The 16,917-nt window shown below is 59.9% G+C and carries 7 protein-coding genes and 1 pseudogene; 6 read left to right on the forward strand and 2 right to left on the reverse strand.

Translation table 11 applies throughout. The annotated features are described in order from the left end of the window. Positions 1-18: 18 nt before the first annotated feature. Complete coding sequence (locus tag ACFX5Q_RS24985; protein WP_404282335.1) at positions 19-1,116, reverse strand: branched-chain amino acid ABC transporter substrate-binding protein; 1,098 nt, start codon at positions 1,114-1,116, stop codon at positions 19-21. Positions 1,117-1,529: 413 nt separating this feature from the next. On the opposite strand from ACFX5Q_RS24985, the gene ACFX5Q_RS24990 reads away from it, so the two are divergent. The 3 genes from ACFX5Q_RS24990 to ACFX5Q_RS25000 all read left to right on the forward strand — a co-directional run bounded on the left by ACFX5Q_RS24990 (position 1,530) and on the right by ACFX5Q_RS25000 (position 7,424). Further along, positions 1,530-2,912 carry an adenylate/guanylate cyclase domain-containing protein gene (locus ACFX5Q_RS24990; RefSeq protein WP_404282337.1) on the forward strand — a complete coding sequence of 461 codons (1,383 nt, stop codon included), beginning with the start codon at positions 1,530-1,532 and terminating at the stop codon, positions 2,910-2,912. Positions 2,913-3,425: 513 nt separating this feature from the next. Beyond that, a complete protein-coding gene (locus ACFX5Q_RS24995) occupies positions 3,426-6,725 on the forward strand; it encodes an ATP-binding protein (RefSeq protein ID WP_404282339.1) in 3,300 nt (1,099 codons plus the stop codon). Between the two features lie 18 nt (positions 6,726-6,743). Next, entirely contained in the window at positions 6,744-7,424 is a 681-nt protein-coding gene (locus ACFX5Q_RS25000) for a peroxiredoxin-like family protein (protein ID WP_120018102.1), read from the forward strand. Between the two features lie 247 nt (positions 7,425-7,671). Here the strand turns inward: ACFX5Q_RS25000 and ACFX5Q_RS25005 are convergent, their stop codons facing one another. Beyond that, positions 7,672-10,521: a glycosyltransferase gene (locus tag ACFX5Q_RS25005; RefSeq protein ID WP_404282341.1), complete on the reverse strand. Its 2,850-nt coding sequence runs from the start codon at positions 10,519-10,521 to the stop codon at positions 7,672-7,674. Between the two features lie 633 nt (positions 10,522-11,154). On the opposite strand from ACFX5Q_RS25005, the gene ACFX5Q_RS25010 reads away from it, so the two are divergent. The 3 genes and pseudogenes from ACFX5Q_RS25010 to ACFX5Q_RS25020 all read left to right on the forward strand — a co-directional run. Continuing rightward, a complete protein-coding gene (locus ACFX5Q_RS25010) occupies positions 11,155-13,368 on the forward strand; it encodes a mechanosensitive ion channel family protein (protein ID WP_404282343.1) in 2,214 nt (737 codons plus the stop codon). Positions 13,369-14,312: 944 nt separating this feature from the next. Continuing rightward, positions 14,313-14,978 (forward strand): hypothetical protein, encoded by a 666-nt coding sequence (locus tag ACFX5Q_RS25015; RefSeq protein ID WP_404282345.1) that lies wholly within the window; start codon positions 14,313-14,315, stop codon positions 14,976-14,978. 7 nt (positions 14,979-14,985) lie between these two features. Next, a pseudogene (locus tag ACFX5Q_RS25020) lies at positions 14,986-16,917 on the forward strand (OmpA family protein); the annotation flags it as partial.

A 16,917-nucleotide genomic window follows, 5' to 3' on the forward strand; every position in this document is an offset into this window, starting at 1 on the left:
GCCGGCGATCAGCGAACCCTATTCAACCGGCACGTACTCTCCGCCGCGCCAGACGTACCAAACCCAGTTTTGGGTCGTGAGGTCGCCCTTGTCGTCAAAGTCGATACGGCCCAACACAGTATCAAATTGATTGCCGCGCAGCGACGCAATCACAGCTTGGAGCTTTAGTGAGCCGGCCTTCTCCACCGCCTGCGACCAGGCCTGGACGGCGGCGTAACTGAGCAGCGTGTAGCCTGCGGGCTCGAAGTTTTCAGCCCGGAACCGCTCGACGACTGAGGCCGCTTCGGGATTTCGGCGAGCATCCGCCGGGAACGTGAAGAGGGTCCCCTCGGCCGCGGGGCCGGCGATCAAAGCAAATTCCTCGGTCGCCATGCCATCGCCTGAGACTAGCTGAACCGCATAGCTGCGGTCGCGCGCGGCGCGAACCATGAGTGCGACCTCGGCATGATATCCGCCGACATATGCCACGGCGATATTCGCAGCCTTTAGCGCAGCGATCTCGGCCGAATAATCGTTCTTCGCGGGGGTGTACTCCTCGTAGATCGCTTCGACTACGCCGCGCTTGTTCAGCTGTTTTCGAGTCTCGTCGGCAAGACCCCTTCCATAAGTGGTGCCGTCGTGAAGGATCGCAATCCTTTTGTCGCTCCAATTTTCGGCCAGGTAGTTGCCGGCCACGATCCCCTGCGTGTCGTCGCGACCAATGACGCGAAAAACGTTGGCGCGGCCTTGTTCAGTCAACAGCGGATTGGTCGATCCTGGTGAAATCTGCAAAACGCCCGCCGCCTCGTACACCTTCGATGCTGGGATCGAGGCTCCAGAGCAGTAGTGCCCTACGACGAGCACCACACCGTCACCCACCAGCTTCTGGGCTGCGGCGACCGCTTGCTCGGGATCACAGAAGTCGTCGGCCGTGATGAGTCGCATCTGCTGGCCGAGTACGCCACCCGTTGCATTGATGTCGGCCACGGCCATCTCTGCGCCACGCTGCCCCTGCTCGCCGAACCAGGCGAGCCGTCCCGTCAGCGCGGATGAAACCCCAATCAGCACGTCCGCCCGCGCGGGGCAGCTGAACGCGGTCGCGAGAACTAAGATCGCTATGGCGATGATGCGGTGCATGTGTGCACCCCCTTAACTGTAGCTTACGCCAATCCCGTCAGAGCCGACAGCCCCTTCGGCAAGCGCGACTATCTCGGCTGCTATTGCAGCGCACACCCAATTGGCGAAGCAATCATACACTGGAATGGCGTGTTATAACTTCGTTCGCTGAGGTCGGAATCGCGCGCCAAATCCGGACGTTACCACTGACCGGAGTGAGCGTCGTGATTGGGTCAAACTTCATCGTACGCCTTCTGCGAACGACCGTCCGCAAAGGGGTCGAATGTTCTCAGGCCTCGTCGATTGGAACAAGCAAATTGCGCCACGAGCCGACATTCGTGTTTCCGCTAGGCGAACGATCACTATTCGATTGCCTGAGCCGATTGGTGCTACACTGGCGAGCCGGCCAACGCCGCAGACCTCTGTTCAAGAATATGACCAAAGTAACCGCTCTACCTGACCAGATCGATTTTAACGTGGCCGCCGATGAGACCTTGCTCGAGGCGGCTCTCAGATCGGGCGTGCCGTTCGCCCATGCATGCGGCGGCCGGGCGAAATGCTCGACATGCCGCGTCTGGGTGCTCGATGGCCTTGAGGCTTGCCCGGACCGGAATCCGGCCGAAACCCTGATGGCGGACCGGTTGAGATTGGCGGATGAAGTTAGGCTGGCCTGTCAGCTCAGGCCGGAAGGCGAGCTTCGCGTTCGACGCCTGGTGCTGGACGAAACCGACATGATGATCACCAGCCAGCTTGGCGTTTCTGCCGCGACGCGTTGCGGCGAAGCAAAGCATGTTGCGGTCTTCTTCAGTGACATTGTCGATTTCACGGCACTGTCTGAGCGGCTTTCGCCCTACGACGTGATGTATCTGCTCAATCGCTACTTCGCCCAGGTCGGCGACATCATCGAGCAGAATGGCGGTTTCATCGACAAACTCATCGGCGATGGGCTCATGGCAATATTCGGCATCGACGACCAGCCCGACGCTCCGCTCCGCGCCGTGAACGCCGCGCTCCAGACCCTCGCCACAGTCGATCGTCTGAAGCCGTTCTTTAGCTCGATGTATGGCATCGATTTCGATATTCGTATCGGCCTCAACTATGGCGAAGCCGTCATCGGCACATTGGGTTTCGCCGGACACGAACGTCTCACGGCAATCGGCGATGTGGTGAATCTGGCCAGCCGGGTCGAGGCGGCCAACAAAGATGCCGGTACGCGCTTGCTGATATCCGAGGCCCTCCGCGACCAGATCGCCGACAAGGTGGAAATCGGCGACTTCGTCAGGGTGCGCCTTCGCGGTACCGGCGAGCGCACAAGCCTGTTCGAAATCGTCAGGCTGAAGCCCGAAATTGACGCCGAGCTGAATGCCAGACGGCCTCGCGAAACCATCCGTCAGGGCGGCAGGAGGTGGATTCGCGCTTTTGCCGAAGACGAGCTTCAGCCCTATGAACGCCGGATTCTTGATTTTGAAGATTACGATATCGTCGTCGTTCGCGGATCCGACAACTATTGCGCCTTCAACAATGCCTGCCCGCATCTGCATCTGCCGCTCTACGAACGCCGAAGTTCCGCTCAGGCCGAAGTGCTGAAGCTCCCACACACGGAGAGCACGATCACCGCAGATCTTGGCTTGGTCTGCCGCTGGCATCAGAGTTGTTTCGACCTTCTTACCGGCGAAATCAGGGAGTGGGCTAAGTTGGAGCACGATGGTACCAGGGCGGGCCTTGAATATTTGGGTGACATTTCGAAAAACCGCGCAAAGCTGATCGTATATCCCTGCCGAAAGCAGGACGGCTTTGTGTGGATCGGGCTCGAGTGAAGCGACTTTCCGATATTTCAGTTTTCCGTCGCGATCCCATGTCGCCTTTTCTCACATTATCGGACCTTCGTGGTCGTGAGACTGCACGGCTGCATCGGGCTAAACTTCACCATACGCCTTTTTGCGAACGAGCGTCCGCAACGGGGGTTGAATGGTGCCGTTCGTCGGGTCGATGGGAACGAGCAAGCAGCGCCAAATGCCGACGCTCAGCGCCAGACAATGAGCGTCTTCTTTTAGGCGTAAGCAGTAAGTCCGCTTGTGGTCAAGGAAGAACGATAGCGGATGGCTTGCTGATATCCTCGAACAGGGCTGTCAACGCTCCTTCGACGCAAACGACGGCCACGCAGCCGCCCGTATCCGCAGCGCTCTGCCACCGGACCCACACGGATCGCTCGATGCCCATTTGCGCTGCCGCTTGCTGGTCGACGGCTATCGGTTCATCTTGTGTGAATACCCGGCCGTGAAGTGCGTAGCGAGATCACGCCGTCACGGCCCCTGGTGAGGTCTTGTTCGATGGACTGCTCGGGCTGCGGTTTCGAGGTTGAGGGCGGGTACGCTTTCTGTCCCAGGTGTGGCAGGCGTCAGCCCGTGCCATGCGCCAGTTGCGGCTACTCCTGCGCACCTGATTTCGAGTTCTGTCCGAAATGTGGGGCAAGCGTCGGTGCGCCCGCAAAAGCCGTCGAACGGCCTGCTCCGACACCAAGCCGGACCATTGTGCCGCCTTCTCGAACTCCGTCGCTGCTTCCGAACATCGAAAGCGAAGATGGGCTGCATCCCGTCTCTGACGCCGATCGCCGAACGGTAACGGTTCTGTTCGCCGACCTTTGCGGCTTCACGACACTCAGCGAGCAGCTCGACCCCGAGGTGATGCAAGCGCTGCAGAACGAACTGTTCAAGGAATTGACGGCGGCCGTGCGAAACTTTGGTGGTTTCGTCGACAAATTCATCGGCGATGCACTGCTCGCTTTGTTCGGTGCGCCGGTCGCGCACGAGGACGATCCGGAACGTGCGCTTCGCGCCGCCCTCGACATGATCGCTCGGACGGCGCGGCTCGGCGAAAGCGCCCCCCACTCCGGCACACCTCTGTTGCTCCACATCGGCATAAACACTGGTCCGGTCGTTACTGGCGGATTGGGCATCGGCACCGCCAAATCCTATTCGGTGACCGGCGACACAGTGAATACGGCGCAACGCCTGCAATCGCTGGCCGCACCGGGTGAGGTGCTGGTAGGTGAGCTCACTCACAGGCTGACCCGGCATGCCTTCGCTTACGAGTCGCTGGGTGACGTCGTGCTTCGCGGCAAGGCTGGCAGTGTGCTCGTCCATCGACTGGATGCACCGCTTGCGGCGCCGCGTGCAGCGCGTGGACTCGAGGCGCTCGGCCTCAGCGCGCCGATGATAGGTCGTGGTTCGGAGCTCCATAGAATGCTGGCGAGCCTTGACCAGGCGTGCGGCGGCTCGGCCCAACTTGTCCGCCTCGTCGGAGAAGCCGGTATCGGGAAATCGCGGCTGGTGAAGGAGTTCGTCGCCCGCGTCGGCGACGAGGATCGTTTTCGCAACGTCGCCGTGCGGCAGGCCATGTGCTCACCGCTGGGCGAACAGTCATTTGGCGCCTTGGGCGCAGTGGTGCGCAGCGCTGCCGGGATGATGCAAAACGACAATGGGGACGAAATGCGGGGGAAGCTCGCAGGCTTGCTTACCGATCTCGGCCTGCAGGGCGAAGAGGCGAAGCGGCTGATGCCTTTGCTCTACCATGTGCTTGGCCTTGGCGACCCCGATGCCACCTTGCAGCATGTCGAGCCCGAGCAGCTGCGGCGGCAAATTCTCTACGCAGTCCGCACAATCATCGAACGGCGGCTTGCATTGTCGCCGCTGTTGATTGTCGTCGAAGACCTGCACTGGGCCGACGCCGTGTCGCTCGAGGCACTGCGTTTCGTGATGGACAGGTTGGAACGCACGCGGTTGATGTTGCTGGTCACGCATCGTCCGGCGCCGGACAACGACCAGCTCGACTCAAGTCGGGTCAGTCACACAGCGCTTAGGCTTTCACCGCTCAACAGTGATGACGGACGCAGCCTGCTGGCGGCGTTTTTCGGTGAGAGCTGGGTAAACTCCGCAGGTGGGCTTCTCGACCAGATCCTCGAGCGCGCGGGCGGCAACCCCCTTTTTGTAGAGGAGATCGTTCGCGGTCTTATCGATCGCGGTGTACTGATGCGCGAGGGCCAGCGATGGCGGACTGTGGCGGGCGAAGTCGCAACCGGCATTCCCGCCACTATCCAGGCAATGTTGCTTGCTCGGGTCGACCGGCTGCCCCAAGAGGTGCGCCGGTTGGCCCAGGAAGCCGCGGTAATCGGCCCGCGCTTCGATGCCACACTTCTGAAAACCGTGACAGCCGACCCCGGCCGGCTGGAAGCCGGCTGCGAACTGCTTTGCGATGCGGAAATCATCGAGGAAGTTGCTGGATCAGGCTCGGTCTCGTCGCAAAGCTACCGCTTTACGCAAACATTGCTGCAGGACGTGATCTACCAGAATCTGCTCCTGCAACGCCGGACCGAAATCCACGGGCGGGTCGGTGCTGCTTTGGAGCAATTGTGCGGCGACAAGCCGGAACGGCTCGAGGATTTGACCGTGCTCGGTCATCATTTCGCACAGAGCGCCGAGCGAGAGAGGGGCGCGCATTACCTGCAGGCGGCGGGCGATCGCGCTCGCATGATATACGCCAACGACGACGCCCTTCGCTTCTACGAGCGAGCACTGACAGCGCTGGGCACGATCGGGCAAACACCGCTCAAACTGGCAATTGCAGAGCGCATTGCCGATCTGAGCGGCCCGCTAGGCCGCCGCGAGATCGCGCACCACCACTACGAGACGGTGTTGCAGGCATACCGCGAGTCGGCCAATCGTGTCGCTTCGGCGCGAGTTTTGCGGAAGATCGGTCGGCTGCTCTGGGACGTCGGCAAGCGGGACAACGCAGAATCCCGCTATGCTGAAGCGGCAGCGCTCCTCGATGGAGCGGATGCCCCGGTCGAGCAGGCGCATCTGTGGCAAGAACGTGGCCGACAGGCGTTCCGTAGCGGAGATCACGCTCTCGCGGCAAAATGGGCAGATGCGGCGCTGGATTGCGTAGGCTCTCTGACAACGGAGCATGTCTCCGAGGTAGCTTGTGATGCCACTCTTGTGACCGCCGAGGCACTCAACACCAAGGCTGTTGCGCTGGCTCGCCTTGGGCGAAATCGTGAAGCCGTGCGTCAGGTTGAGCGCAGCATTGAATTGGCCGAAGCCGCCGGTCTACTGGGCGCGGCCTGCCGCGGCTACACCAATCTCGGCGTGCTTTACACGACCATCGATCCGGCACAGGCGATGGATGTCTGTCGGCGCGGTCTTGAAGTGGCGCGCCATATTGGTGATCTGGGATTCCAGGCGCGCCTCCTCGCCAATCTGGCAGTCGCTTGTTGTACTTTCACGGATCGCTGTCCAACGGAGGGCGTGCCTGCTGCCGAGAAGGCGATCGAGATCGACCGGGCGCTCGACCAGCGCGAGCACTTGCCGGTGCCGTTAATCGTGCTTGGGCAGATCCACCAGTGCAACGGCCGCCCGGAACTGGCGCTTGGCTTGTTCCACGAAGCGCTGGACGTGGCCCGCGAAACGGGCGAGCCCCAACTGCTGTTTCCGTGCTATGATGGTCTTGCAACGCTCAATCTCGACCTCGACAATCTGGCCGAGGCCGAACGCTACTTTTCCCTGGCGCAGGGTATATGCGCCCAGCACGGGCTCGACCCGGAAGCGCTTGTGGTGCTGCCTTTTCTCGACTAGCCGGGTTGGAGGTTGGAAATGTCCGCGCGTAGTGACTTGGTACCGCTTCAACCGGGTGACCGTGCGCCGAACTTGGTACTCGACGCCATTACCCAGGAAGGCAAGATCGCGCTTGACGACTTTCGCGGGCAAAAACCGGTGCTGGTCGGCCTGTTTCGAGGTCTGCATTGTGCGTTTTGCCGGCGCCATATCGCCGCCCAGGCGCGGCTTGATCCGGAGCTGCGCGAAAAGGGCGTGGAGAGCCTGACGGTGGTCAACACGCCGATCGAACGGGCGCGTCTCTATTTCCGCTACCACCCGATGCCGAATCTGCTTGCGGCCTCCGACCCTGAACGCGCTTCACATCGTGCTTTTGGACTGCCCAATCTCGAATTCACCCAAAACGAGACGAACTGGCCGTACAAGGTCTCGATGGCAGCGGTAAAGGATATGCTGGTCGACATACCAAGCGAGTTGCCCGGTCCTATGGATCCTATCGCGGCCGGCGAAATCCTCGACAAGAAGGACCATTACGAACTTACCGAAGCCGACGAGCAGATGATGGCAACGGGACACGGACAACTGGTCGGTCAGTTCCTGCTGGACCGGCAGGGGATCGTCCGCTGGAGCTTCACGGAGGTTCCAGAGGGTGGGCGATACATGTTTGGGGCGCCAAACCCGCAGGAGCTGATGTCAGCCGTGTCCCAAGTCGCCCAATAGACTTGCGAACGAGGTAAACGGGCGGGACACCGAACAAAAAGCGGAGCCAGCGGACGCTCGATCTTGATCGGCGCCCAAAGATCGTCGGCATCGACGAATGGGATTAGGTTGGATCGCGCCGCTCGCCAACACACGCATTGCAGGCGGCGGCCACATCGGCGTTTGCCCGCTCGATCAGTCGCACGCGCGTGTCGATCTCCGCGTGACATCCGGTGATCGCGGCAGTCTGGTCGAGACACTGACAAGTTCACCGCTCTTCGAGCACGGCCTCGACAGTGGCAACAAAGTGATCGAGCGAGCGATCTCCGCGAATCTCGATGCGCGGAAGGTCGATGGGATCGCAGTCGAGGCCCGCCGGCCCGTGTCTGGAGCCGAAGCCGATCCGATAGCCGCACTCCTTGGCCAGCCGGCCAAGCCGTCGGTCGGTGACAGAGAAGGGTGCCGCGAACGCCGTGGTAGGCCGGCCGGTCCACCGTTCGATGAACATGCGAGAGCGCAGGAGCTCGGCGGCCAGCTCAGAGGTCGACAGACCATCGATGGCGCGATGCGTCGCCATATGGCTGCCGAAGAACGCACCTTCGCCGGCGAGGCGTCGCACCGTCCCGGCGTCCATAAGCGGCGTCGGCGGACCGCTGTCGGCGTCCCACTGCGCACTTTTACCCACCAAGTCCGTCACCAGGAACACTTCCGCGGTCTGGTCGTTGGCGCGCAAGATCGGCCAGGCATGGTCGGCAAAGTTCTGGAAGCCGTCATCGAAGGTGATGAGCACTGGGCGGCCAGCGAAGGGCTCACCGTTGGCGATGAACCGTTCCAGCTGCTCGGACATAATCGCGTGAAAGCCATTGGCGCGCAGCCATGCCATCTGGCTGCCGAATAGGGCGGGCGCGCACCGAAAACGGGCGAGCGCGGCCGGACCGTCTTCGGCAACGCTGTGATACATGAGCACCGGGATACGCTGCCGCCGCTCGCTGCGTGCGACGTCGCGGCGCAAGGCCCGTGCCCCGCCCCATACGACTTTTCGCGCGACCCCCATTTCGATGCGCGCGCGGATTGGCACATGATCAATCATCGGTTCCGTCGCCACCTCGCCCGGTGACATGCGGCGGAAGCGGTCTATGCGATAGAGCTCGGTCTGGATCGATTGCTCGAGGACGAAGCCTTCGGTCGCTGCCAGCGTCTCCGAGATCGCTTGCGCACCGAATGTGTTCCAGTCGAAGCCCGTTCTCTCAGGATTGTCACGTAGCACGAATGCGTGTGCGCTGATGAAACTGCCGCCAAGCGCCAACGCCTCAACGACTTTTTTGGCGATGCGCCGCAACTCGGCGAGATCGTCCAGGTAGTAGAACACTTCCGAACAGACGATCAGATCCATCTCACCCGGCAGTGTATCCGCGGAGAAATCCAGTACGCCGAACTCGACATTCGGCTGGTCGCTGCATCGCGCTTCCGCCCGCCCGATGGCTATGGCGGAGATGTCGGTTGCGATCAGACGGCCCACCCGCGGCGCCAGCTGCCGCGTGAAGTGGCCCTCCGCGCAGGCCAGCTCAAGCGCCCGTCCGATAGGACCGGCAGGCAGAATTTCGAGTTGCCGCTCGTATTTTTCCTGCTCATAGGACGAACTGTAGTTCCAGGGATCCTCGGTCGCGAAATAGCGATTCCAGAACGAGGTGCGATCCTTGTCATGTCCATCCGCGGCCCTTGCAGGGCGCGACGCCGCAGGACGTTCCGTAGGCACGGCGCTCGACCGAACCAGTTCCTGCGCTTCCGCGGCCAATCGCGCGAGCTTGCCGAAGTGGCTGTCCCGACCAGACCGGCGTACAGGCCGCTCAGCGGGCACGACATTCTGGATCATTTCAATCCAATGACGCCTTGTCACTGTCCCGAGTGCGCCGAACTGCACGACAGCCTCGATCCGGCCATCCATCGTCAGATAGGCATAAATTTGATCGATGCCTTCCGGGAGTTCGATCGAGGTCGGATTGCGAGCGTCGACGCGAATTCCAAGTGTCCGCGCCAGCCTGCGCGGCGCGGCAAGATCGTCGGCCTCAAGAAGCATTTGCTCAAGGTGATACTGGACGCGGCGGGCCGCTGCGGAATCGCCCCAGATCTTGCCGAGTTCGATGATCAACTCGGTGATGGCGCCGCCGAACCTGTCCCATCCGGCAGCCAATTGCGCTGGCGCCGACAGGCTTCCCACCACAAGGCCATCGAAGACCACCTTGACGGCCTTACGCACCCACTTGCGTCCTGCCGGCAGCGCGCGCAGGGACTGCGGGTCGATCGAGCGCGAGCCGCTGCCGCAATCCGACGCGGCGTTCCACAACGCGAACCACGCGAGTGCTTCGGAAGCGGTGCCGTTCGCCTCGATCGCTCCATTGGCGTGAGCCGATGCCGGGTGTTTGACCCTGGGATCAGGAGAAAAGCCGCGGGCGATCACGATTTCCGCATCTACCAGCATCTGCGTCGAGTTGCGGGTGAGCGAGTTGGGGCTGGCCCGATAGAAGGCGAGCGGCTCGTCGACCATCACCCAATCTTTGCCAAGACGTGCGAGGCGCTGCCACAGATCCCAGTCCTCGCAGGTGCACAGCGATACATCGAACCCCCCCAACTCGACAATTGTCTCCCGGTCGACGAGCAGCGCGTTAGTGCGGATGGCGCACCGGCGGGCGAATGTTTCGAAGGGCTGGATCGCAACCTCGGTTGAGATGGTCGACGGGGTGAGTTCGCCATCGGGCATCACGTGCCGGGAACCGCAATAGGCGGCCACTGCATCGGGGGCGGTTTTCAGTGCGGCCAGCATTTTCGCAAGGAAGCTGGCATCCACCCAATCGTCCGCATCCAGAAACATGAGCCAGCGGCCGCGCGCTGTCGAAATCCCGCTATTGCGCGCGCCGGCGGCGCTATGCGCGCAAGGGCTCAACGTCCGAAATCGGGTATCGCGCTCCACATAGCCGGTGATGATCGCGGGCGTGCGGTCCGTGGAGGCGTCGTCGACGATGATCGCCTCCCAATCCACTATTTCCTGATCGAGAAGGCAATCGAGTGCGCGCGCCAGCGTTACCTCCGCGTTGTGCGCAGGAACCACGATGGAAACCAAGGGATTATGCGCCACGCCGTCTTACTCGCGCCTGGTTCGAAGGTAGAACAAAAGTCCCGAAACATGGCCGGCGATTTCCCGCCAAAGGAAACGATCCTCAGGGACGCTGTTCGACGCTGATCCGTCCGTCGACCCATCGTCCACCACGACTATATCCAGTGCCGGGTAGGTCTGCCAGCATCGAGCTTTCGTTTTCTTCGGCAAGAGTCGGCGATTGTCAAAAACGGATGACGGCATCGGATGGCAGCACTGCCCTGTCAAGATCGGGGCAGGCTGAATAGCAAGCGCGCATGCCCTCGTTGCATGGGCCTGTGATCCTGGTCCCGGGCGTTCTGCGCCCAGCATCACGGATGCCCAGTTCATAGAACGGCCGGAGGCCTGGGCCGAGGTCGGAATGTCCTACCCCCTGGCGGCTAAACAAACACCGCCAAGTACCCGGCGCAAACGGTCTGGGTCGGAACGATGACGTCTTGCACCGCAACATCGGTTTCTTCAAGGTAGGGCAACAACGGACATAGACGTCGTTGCTTGCCGATTTGACTGGAAGGTTACAGCACGATGCCACGCATGATTGGACGATTGGGAGCCAGGAATCTGGCGCGCCCGGCACGACATCCCGGATATCTGACTGCGATGTTTGTCCTGGTTGCCAGCCCGATCGTCTTTGGGATCGCCCTGTTGTTGGCTGGTCCGGCACAGGCGCAGGCGACCGTCCCGCCTGAAAGGGTCAAACAGCTATTCGAGCTTCTCGACGATCCGTCGGTGAAGGCCTGGGTGGCCGAACAACGAAATCAGGGCGCCGGGTCAACGGAAGCGCCTGCCGGGGCAGGAGCTTCGCCGGCCGCCGCATCGTCCGACGCCGTGGTCGCGCCAGGCCAGATGAATACGATGGCATCCTCGACGCTCGATCGGATCAAGCATCATATCGAAAGAATCGTGCGAACCTTGCCCTTGCTGCCGGGCCAGTTCGCGCGCGTTCGGGCAGAGACCATGGCGGATATGTCCAGCAAGGGGCCTGTCGGCGTATTTGTGCTGATTGCGATGTTCATCGCTGCCGGCCTGGCGCTCACTTGGGCAACGTACAAGTTGACCCGCCCATTTCGTCTTTGGATCATCGCGCAACCGAAGGATACGCCCATCGGGCGAGCCAAGAAGATTGGCGGCCGCACGCTTTATTCCAGCCTGCTGATCGTCTCGTTCGCGCTGGGCAGCGCCGGCGCGTTCATGTTGTTCGATTGGCCGATGCTCATCCGCGAGATTGTGCTGACATTTCTGATGGCTGCAGTCGCGACATGGGGTGTGCGCACGTACGTCGCAGCCCTGCTCGTCCCTTCCTTCATGCACGTCGAGAACGCCGTCGAGGTTCGTGCTTTGCCGGTCACCAACGAAACGGCTGACCATTGGTCCTATTGGATACCTCGGATCGTCGGCGTCTTCGCATTCATCGCCGCCGCGTTCATCCTTTTGCCGGGTCTCGGCATCGATCGGGACGGAATGATGGTCCTGTCGGTGGGCGCCGATTTCGTGCTGCTGCTGCTCCTGCTGCTTGCCGTTTGGCGCCGGCCAAGAACATGGCGGGGCGGTGGGCACGGTCACACGGCAGCGACATGGTTGTTGACTGCTTATTTCGTCGTTCTGTTCCTACAGCGCATCGCCGGCCTGTATACATGGTTCTGGTTTACCTTCGCCGCATTCGTCCTGCCTTTGGCAATCGTACTGACTCAGCGCGGGGTTAATTTCGTCCTGCGGCCGGGTTCGGAAGATGCTGGCCGGCCTACGATCCCGGCAGTGACGATCGCTGTCATCGATCGTGGAATCCGGATGATTTTGATCCTGGCGGCGGCTTACCTTCTCGCGCGTGTCTGGGGTCTGGACATGCAGTCCATGCGCGATAGCGATACGACCACCACGCTCATTTTGCGCGGCTTGATCAATGTCATGGTCATTGCGCTTGCCGCCGATTTCGGCTGGTCGATCATTAAAGCCTTGATCGAACGAAAGCTGGGCATCGAAATGCCGCACGCGGTGATCAGCGAGGAGGACGTCCCGACCTTCGATCCGCAGCAGGCGCGGCTGCGCACGCTCTTGCCGATCATCCAGAACATTCTGCTTGCAGTGATCGTCGTGATGGCGGTGCTGATGATGCTCGCCTCAATGGGTATCCAGATCGGCCCGCTGATCGCCGGCGCCGGCGTCGTTGGCGTCGCCGTGGGTTTTGGCGCACAGACCATCGTCAAGGACGTGATCTCAGGCGTATTTTATCTACTCGATGATGCGTTTCGTGTCGGCGAATACATTACATCGGGCAATTACAAGGGTACGGTGGAGAGCTTTTCGCTGCGCTCGGTCAAGCTGCGCCACCATCGTGGACCGCTCTTCACCGTACCGTTCGGCGAACTCGGGGCAGTCCAGAACCAGAGCCGTGACTGGGTTATCGATAAATTCAACATCACCGTTGGCTATGACACCGATATCGACTTCGCTCGCAAGCTGATCAAGCGAATCGGCCTCGAACTGGCGGAAGATCCCGAATTCAAACACTGGGTGCTCGAGCCGATCAAGATGCAGGGCGTACAGGAGTTCGGCGAGTACGGCATCGTATTGAGACTCAAGGCCACAACCCGACCAGGAGGCGCCTTTGGTATGAAACGCAAATTCTATGTACGCATCCGCCAAGTCTTCAAGGAGCAGGGCATCGAACTGCCGTTCCCGACTGTGCATGTTGAGGGGCTACAGAACCCACATGGGGCAGAGAATGCGCCGTTGCAGATCACACCCGCGTTAAAAATGGCCGTCGCGCAGTCGCACACCAATCGGCGCAGAAAAAAAGCCGGCACAACGGAGTAGAAAAACTGCGACAGCTGCCGGTCACAGCGCGGCTTGGCGGTCGCCCGTGGCAGGGATACTCTTTTATCTTCAAACGTTTAGGACGAAAAGTACCGTCACGAGCCTCGATGGTTTGCTCGGCATTGAACATCGGTACCACAACGCCTCCGATAGCATTGTCCTGGATCACCGAGCTTTCGTTTTCTTCGGCAAGAGTCGGCGAATGTCAAAAACGGATGACGGCATCGGATGGCAGCACTGCTCTCTCAAGATCGGGGCGAATTGGACGCGGGCAAAAAGACTTGAAGACAGGCTTAAATGGCAAGCGCTCATGCCCGACGGCTTTAAAGCTGAGGTCGATGCGCCGGGGCATTTCCGCTCGCATTTCTTCACCACTCGGGTGAGGATCATCTGGTTCCCGCCATCCCGCCTTATGAACAAACCTGACCTGGCCTGCAGAAGGGTTGTACTGACGCGGGCGTTGACGGTGACACCGCATGACCGCCGCGCTCGACAAGATCGCGAAAGCTTCCAACCAGATCCGGGGAATCATGAAAACGATCGGCTTGCTCGTTCCCGCCGGTAAGGAAGGCTGATAGGTGGCAGTATACAGCCGGGTGCGAGGCAACATGTGCGCCACCAGACAAGAGAATTGCAATGCGTCTAAAGAGTATTCGCAACATAATCGTACTCCTGCAGCTATAGTCTGACATAGTATAGCTCATTTTGCTAGTAGATTGCATCAAGTTGTCGATTATATTATCCAGTTATTACCACTATCACGAATAGACATTAGAGTGACGTCAATCGTAACTTGTTCATTTTTTGCTAGTCTAAAAGACGTAAAAGGGACGCACGAATCGGCCTAGGCCAAAAGTCCGGCTTGCGGGCCGGGTCTTTTGCTGACAAGTTGACCAGTTTCTAAATTAGCACTGTGGCAGCTGTTCAAATGAAGGGGCATAGGGATGGCCAAGGAATCTTCGAGTACCGCTTCTCCGGCAAATAAAGCGGACGGAAATCTGATAGGTAATGCAGAGGGAAACGGGCTGAACTTCATGGCGGGCCAGGCTCGCGAGGGCGGGGCCGCGGGCGATGCTGTAGGTGTCGACAAGATACGCGATCTGCTGTTCGGCAACCAGATGCAGGACTATGACCGCCGCTTTTCCAAGCTTGAAGAACGGGTCTTGCAGCGCTTCAAGGATGTCGAATCCGAGGCCAAGCGCAATCTTGAAATGTACGAGTCAAATGCGAAGAAGCAGGTTGATTCGCTTGCGACGCAATTGCGGCACGAAAAAGATGCACGAGCCGAGGCCGACAAGGAGATTGACCGGAATCTTCGCGAGCAAAATCAGGCACTTGAAAAGCAGGTGCGCGCGTTGTCGGATCAATTGAGCGAGCTTGAGCGCGAAGTTGCGGACCGGATAAATCGAAACGATCATTTGCTGCGTGAGGAAATCAAGCAAAAGAACGAAGGCGTTCAGATGCTGATAGAGAAGGTGTTTTCCGATCTCAGCAACGTCAAGACCGACCGAAATCTTTTGGCCGGCCTGTTTGTCGAGGTCGCAAAATGTCTGAATCAGGATCCCGTCGGCAGCAAGGGCAACTCGGAGCGTAGCTGGAAAGTGAGTTGATCGGAACTTGACGTCGACCGTCGACCCAATCAGCCTTCCTAAAAAAACAGCTTCGAACGATTCAGAGATTGATCGCGAAGCTCTGGCTCGTCTTTTGGTCGAAATTGCCCGGAACGTTGATCCGGACTATCATGCGCGTTTCGACGGAGTTCCAACCGCCGATCCTCGCATGGAAACGCTGCGCCAGTTGCTGGTCGGCCGCGAAATTTCGGAGCTTTCACGAGTTACGGACCTGCTCGATGAACCTGAGCAGCTTGCGGCTGCAGTGGGGGGCGTTCTTCCCAGTGCTGCCGCACGTGCGCCTCATGCGCAACTCGGCGAGGCCCTTGCGCCAGCTGTCGAGAGGGCTGTGCAACGGTCCATCCAGAGGAGCCCGCGTACGCTTACTGATATATTGTACCCGGTATTTCTGCCGGCAATTCGCAAGTCGATCGGGGAAAAGATCGACCAGACCTTTCAGTCGCTGAATGAAACTTTAAGACATATATTTACCTGGCATGGACTAAAGTGGAGATTTGAATCTTGGAGAACAGGCGCAAGCTTCTCTGAGGTTGTTCTTAAGCATTCTCTTGTGTATCGTGTAGAACATGTCTTTCTCATTCACCGCAATTCCGGGCTTTTGATAGCGCATGTAACAGCTGATAATGCAACTAGCGAAGACCCTCAACTCATTTCTTCGATGCTTAGTGCAATTCAAGATTTTGTAAAAGACTCATTTAACGAGAAAGAACAGAGCGGCCTGGACACTATCCGCTTTGGGGAGCTTCGTCTCTGGTCAGAAGTTGGACCGTTTGCGACCTTGGTTGCGGTGATCCGGGGGAATCCGCCAGAGGAATTACATGAAATAGTTCGCGATGTGTTGCTTCGCATCCATGATGAATGCTCACAGGCTTTAGAGCAGTTTGACGGCGACAGTTCGCAGTTGATCGGCGTAGAGACGCAGTTGCAGACCTGCGTTGAACTGAAGCAGGAGGACTCAAACCAGGGATTTCCGTGGCTGGTGATGGCCGCCGTCCTGCTGGTTTTGATTGCGGCAGGGGGTTGGTTTTTTCTTTCCTGGCAATCCGGGCAGCGCTGGCAGGCCTATGTGTCGCGATTGGGGACCCAGCCGGGCATCATCGTTGCCGAACAAAAGGTGCGCGATGGCCAATTCTATATTGCCGGCCTGAGAGACCCGCTTTCCGCCGACCCGCAGTCGCTGTTGTCCGGAACGCAGGTCGATCCCGCTCGCGTTCATTCACAGTGGCAATTCTATCAGAGCCTTGAGCCGGAGTTCGTGTTGAAGCGGCTGACGGCGTCGCTGGCTCCGCCGGATTCAGTACGACTTTCGATCGTCGATGATCGCATCGTTGCCGAGGGTGAGGCTACTGCCACGTGGATCGACCGGGCGCGGGCCGCCGCCCAACAACTTTCGGCAGGCGGACCGGCATTCGATATCTCCAGGGTCCGTGATCCCGAAGAACGCGAGGCGGAACGCTGGCAGGCCTATGTGTCGCGACTGGGGACCCAGCCGGGCATCATCGTTGCCGAACAAAAGGTGCGCGATGGCCAATTCTACATTGCAGGCCTGAGAGACCCGCTTGCCGCCGACCCGCAGTCGTTGTTGTCCGGAACGCGGCTCGATCCCGCTCGCGTTCATTCACACTGGCAATCCTATCAGAGCCTTGAGCCGGAGTTCGTGTTGAAGCGGCTGACGGCGTCGCTGGCTCCGCCGGATTCAGTACGACTTTCGATCGTCGATGATCGCATCGTTGCCGAGGGTGAGGCTACTGCCACGTGGATCGACCGGGCGCGGGCCGCCGCCCAACAACTTTCGGCAGGCGGACCGGCATTCGATATCTCCAGGGTCCGTGATCCCGAAGAACGCGAGGCGGAACGCTGGCAGGCCTATGTGTCGCGACTGGGGACCCAGCCGGGCATCATCGTTGCCGAACAAAAG

Origin of the sequence: Mesorhizobium sp. IMUNJ 23033 (assembly GCF_044778005.1) — a bacterium.
Taxonomy (GTDB): Bacteria; Pseudomonadota; Alphaproteobacteria; order Rhizobiales; family Rhizobiaceae; genus Mesorhizobium; species Mesorhizobium amorphae_A.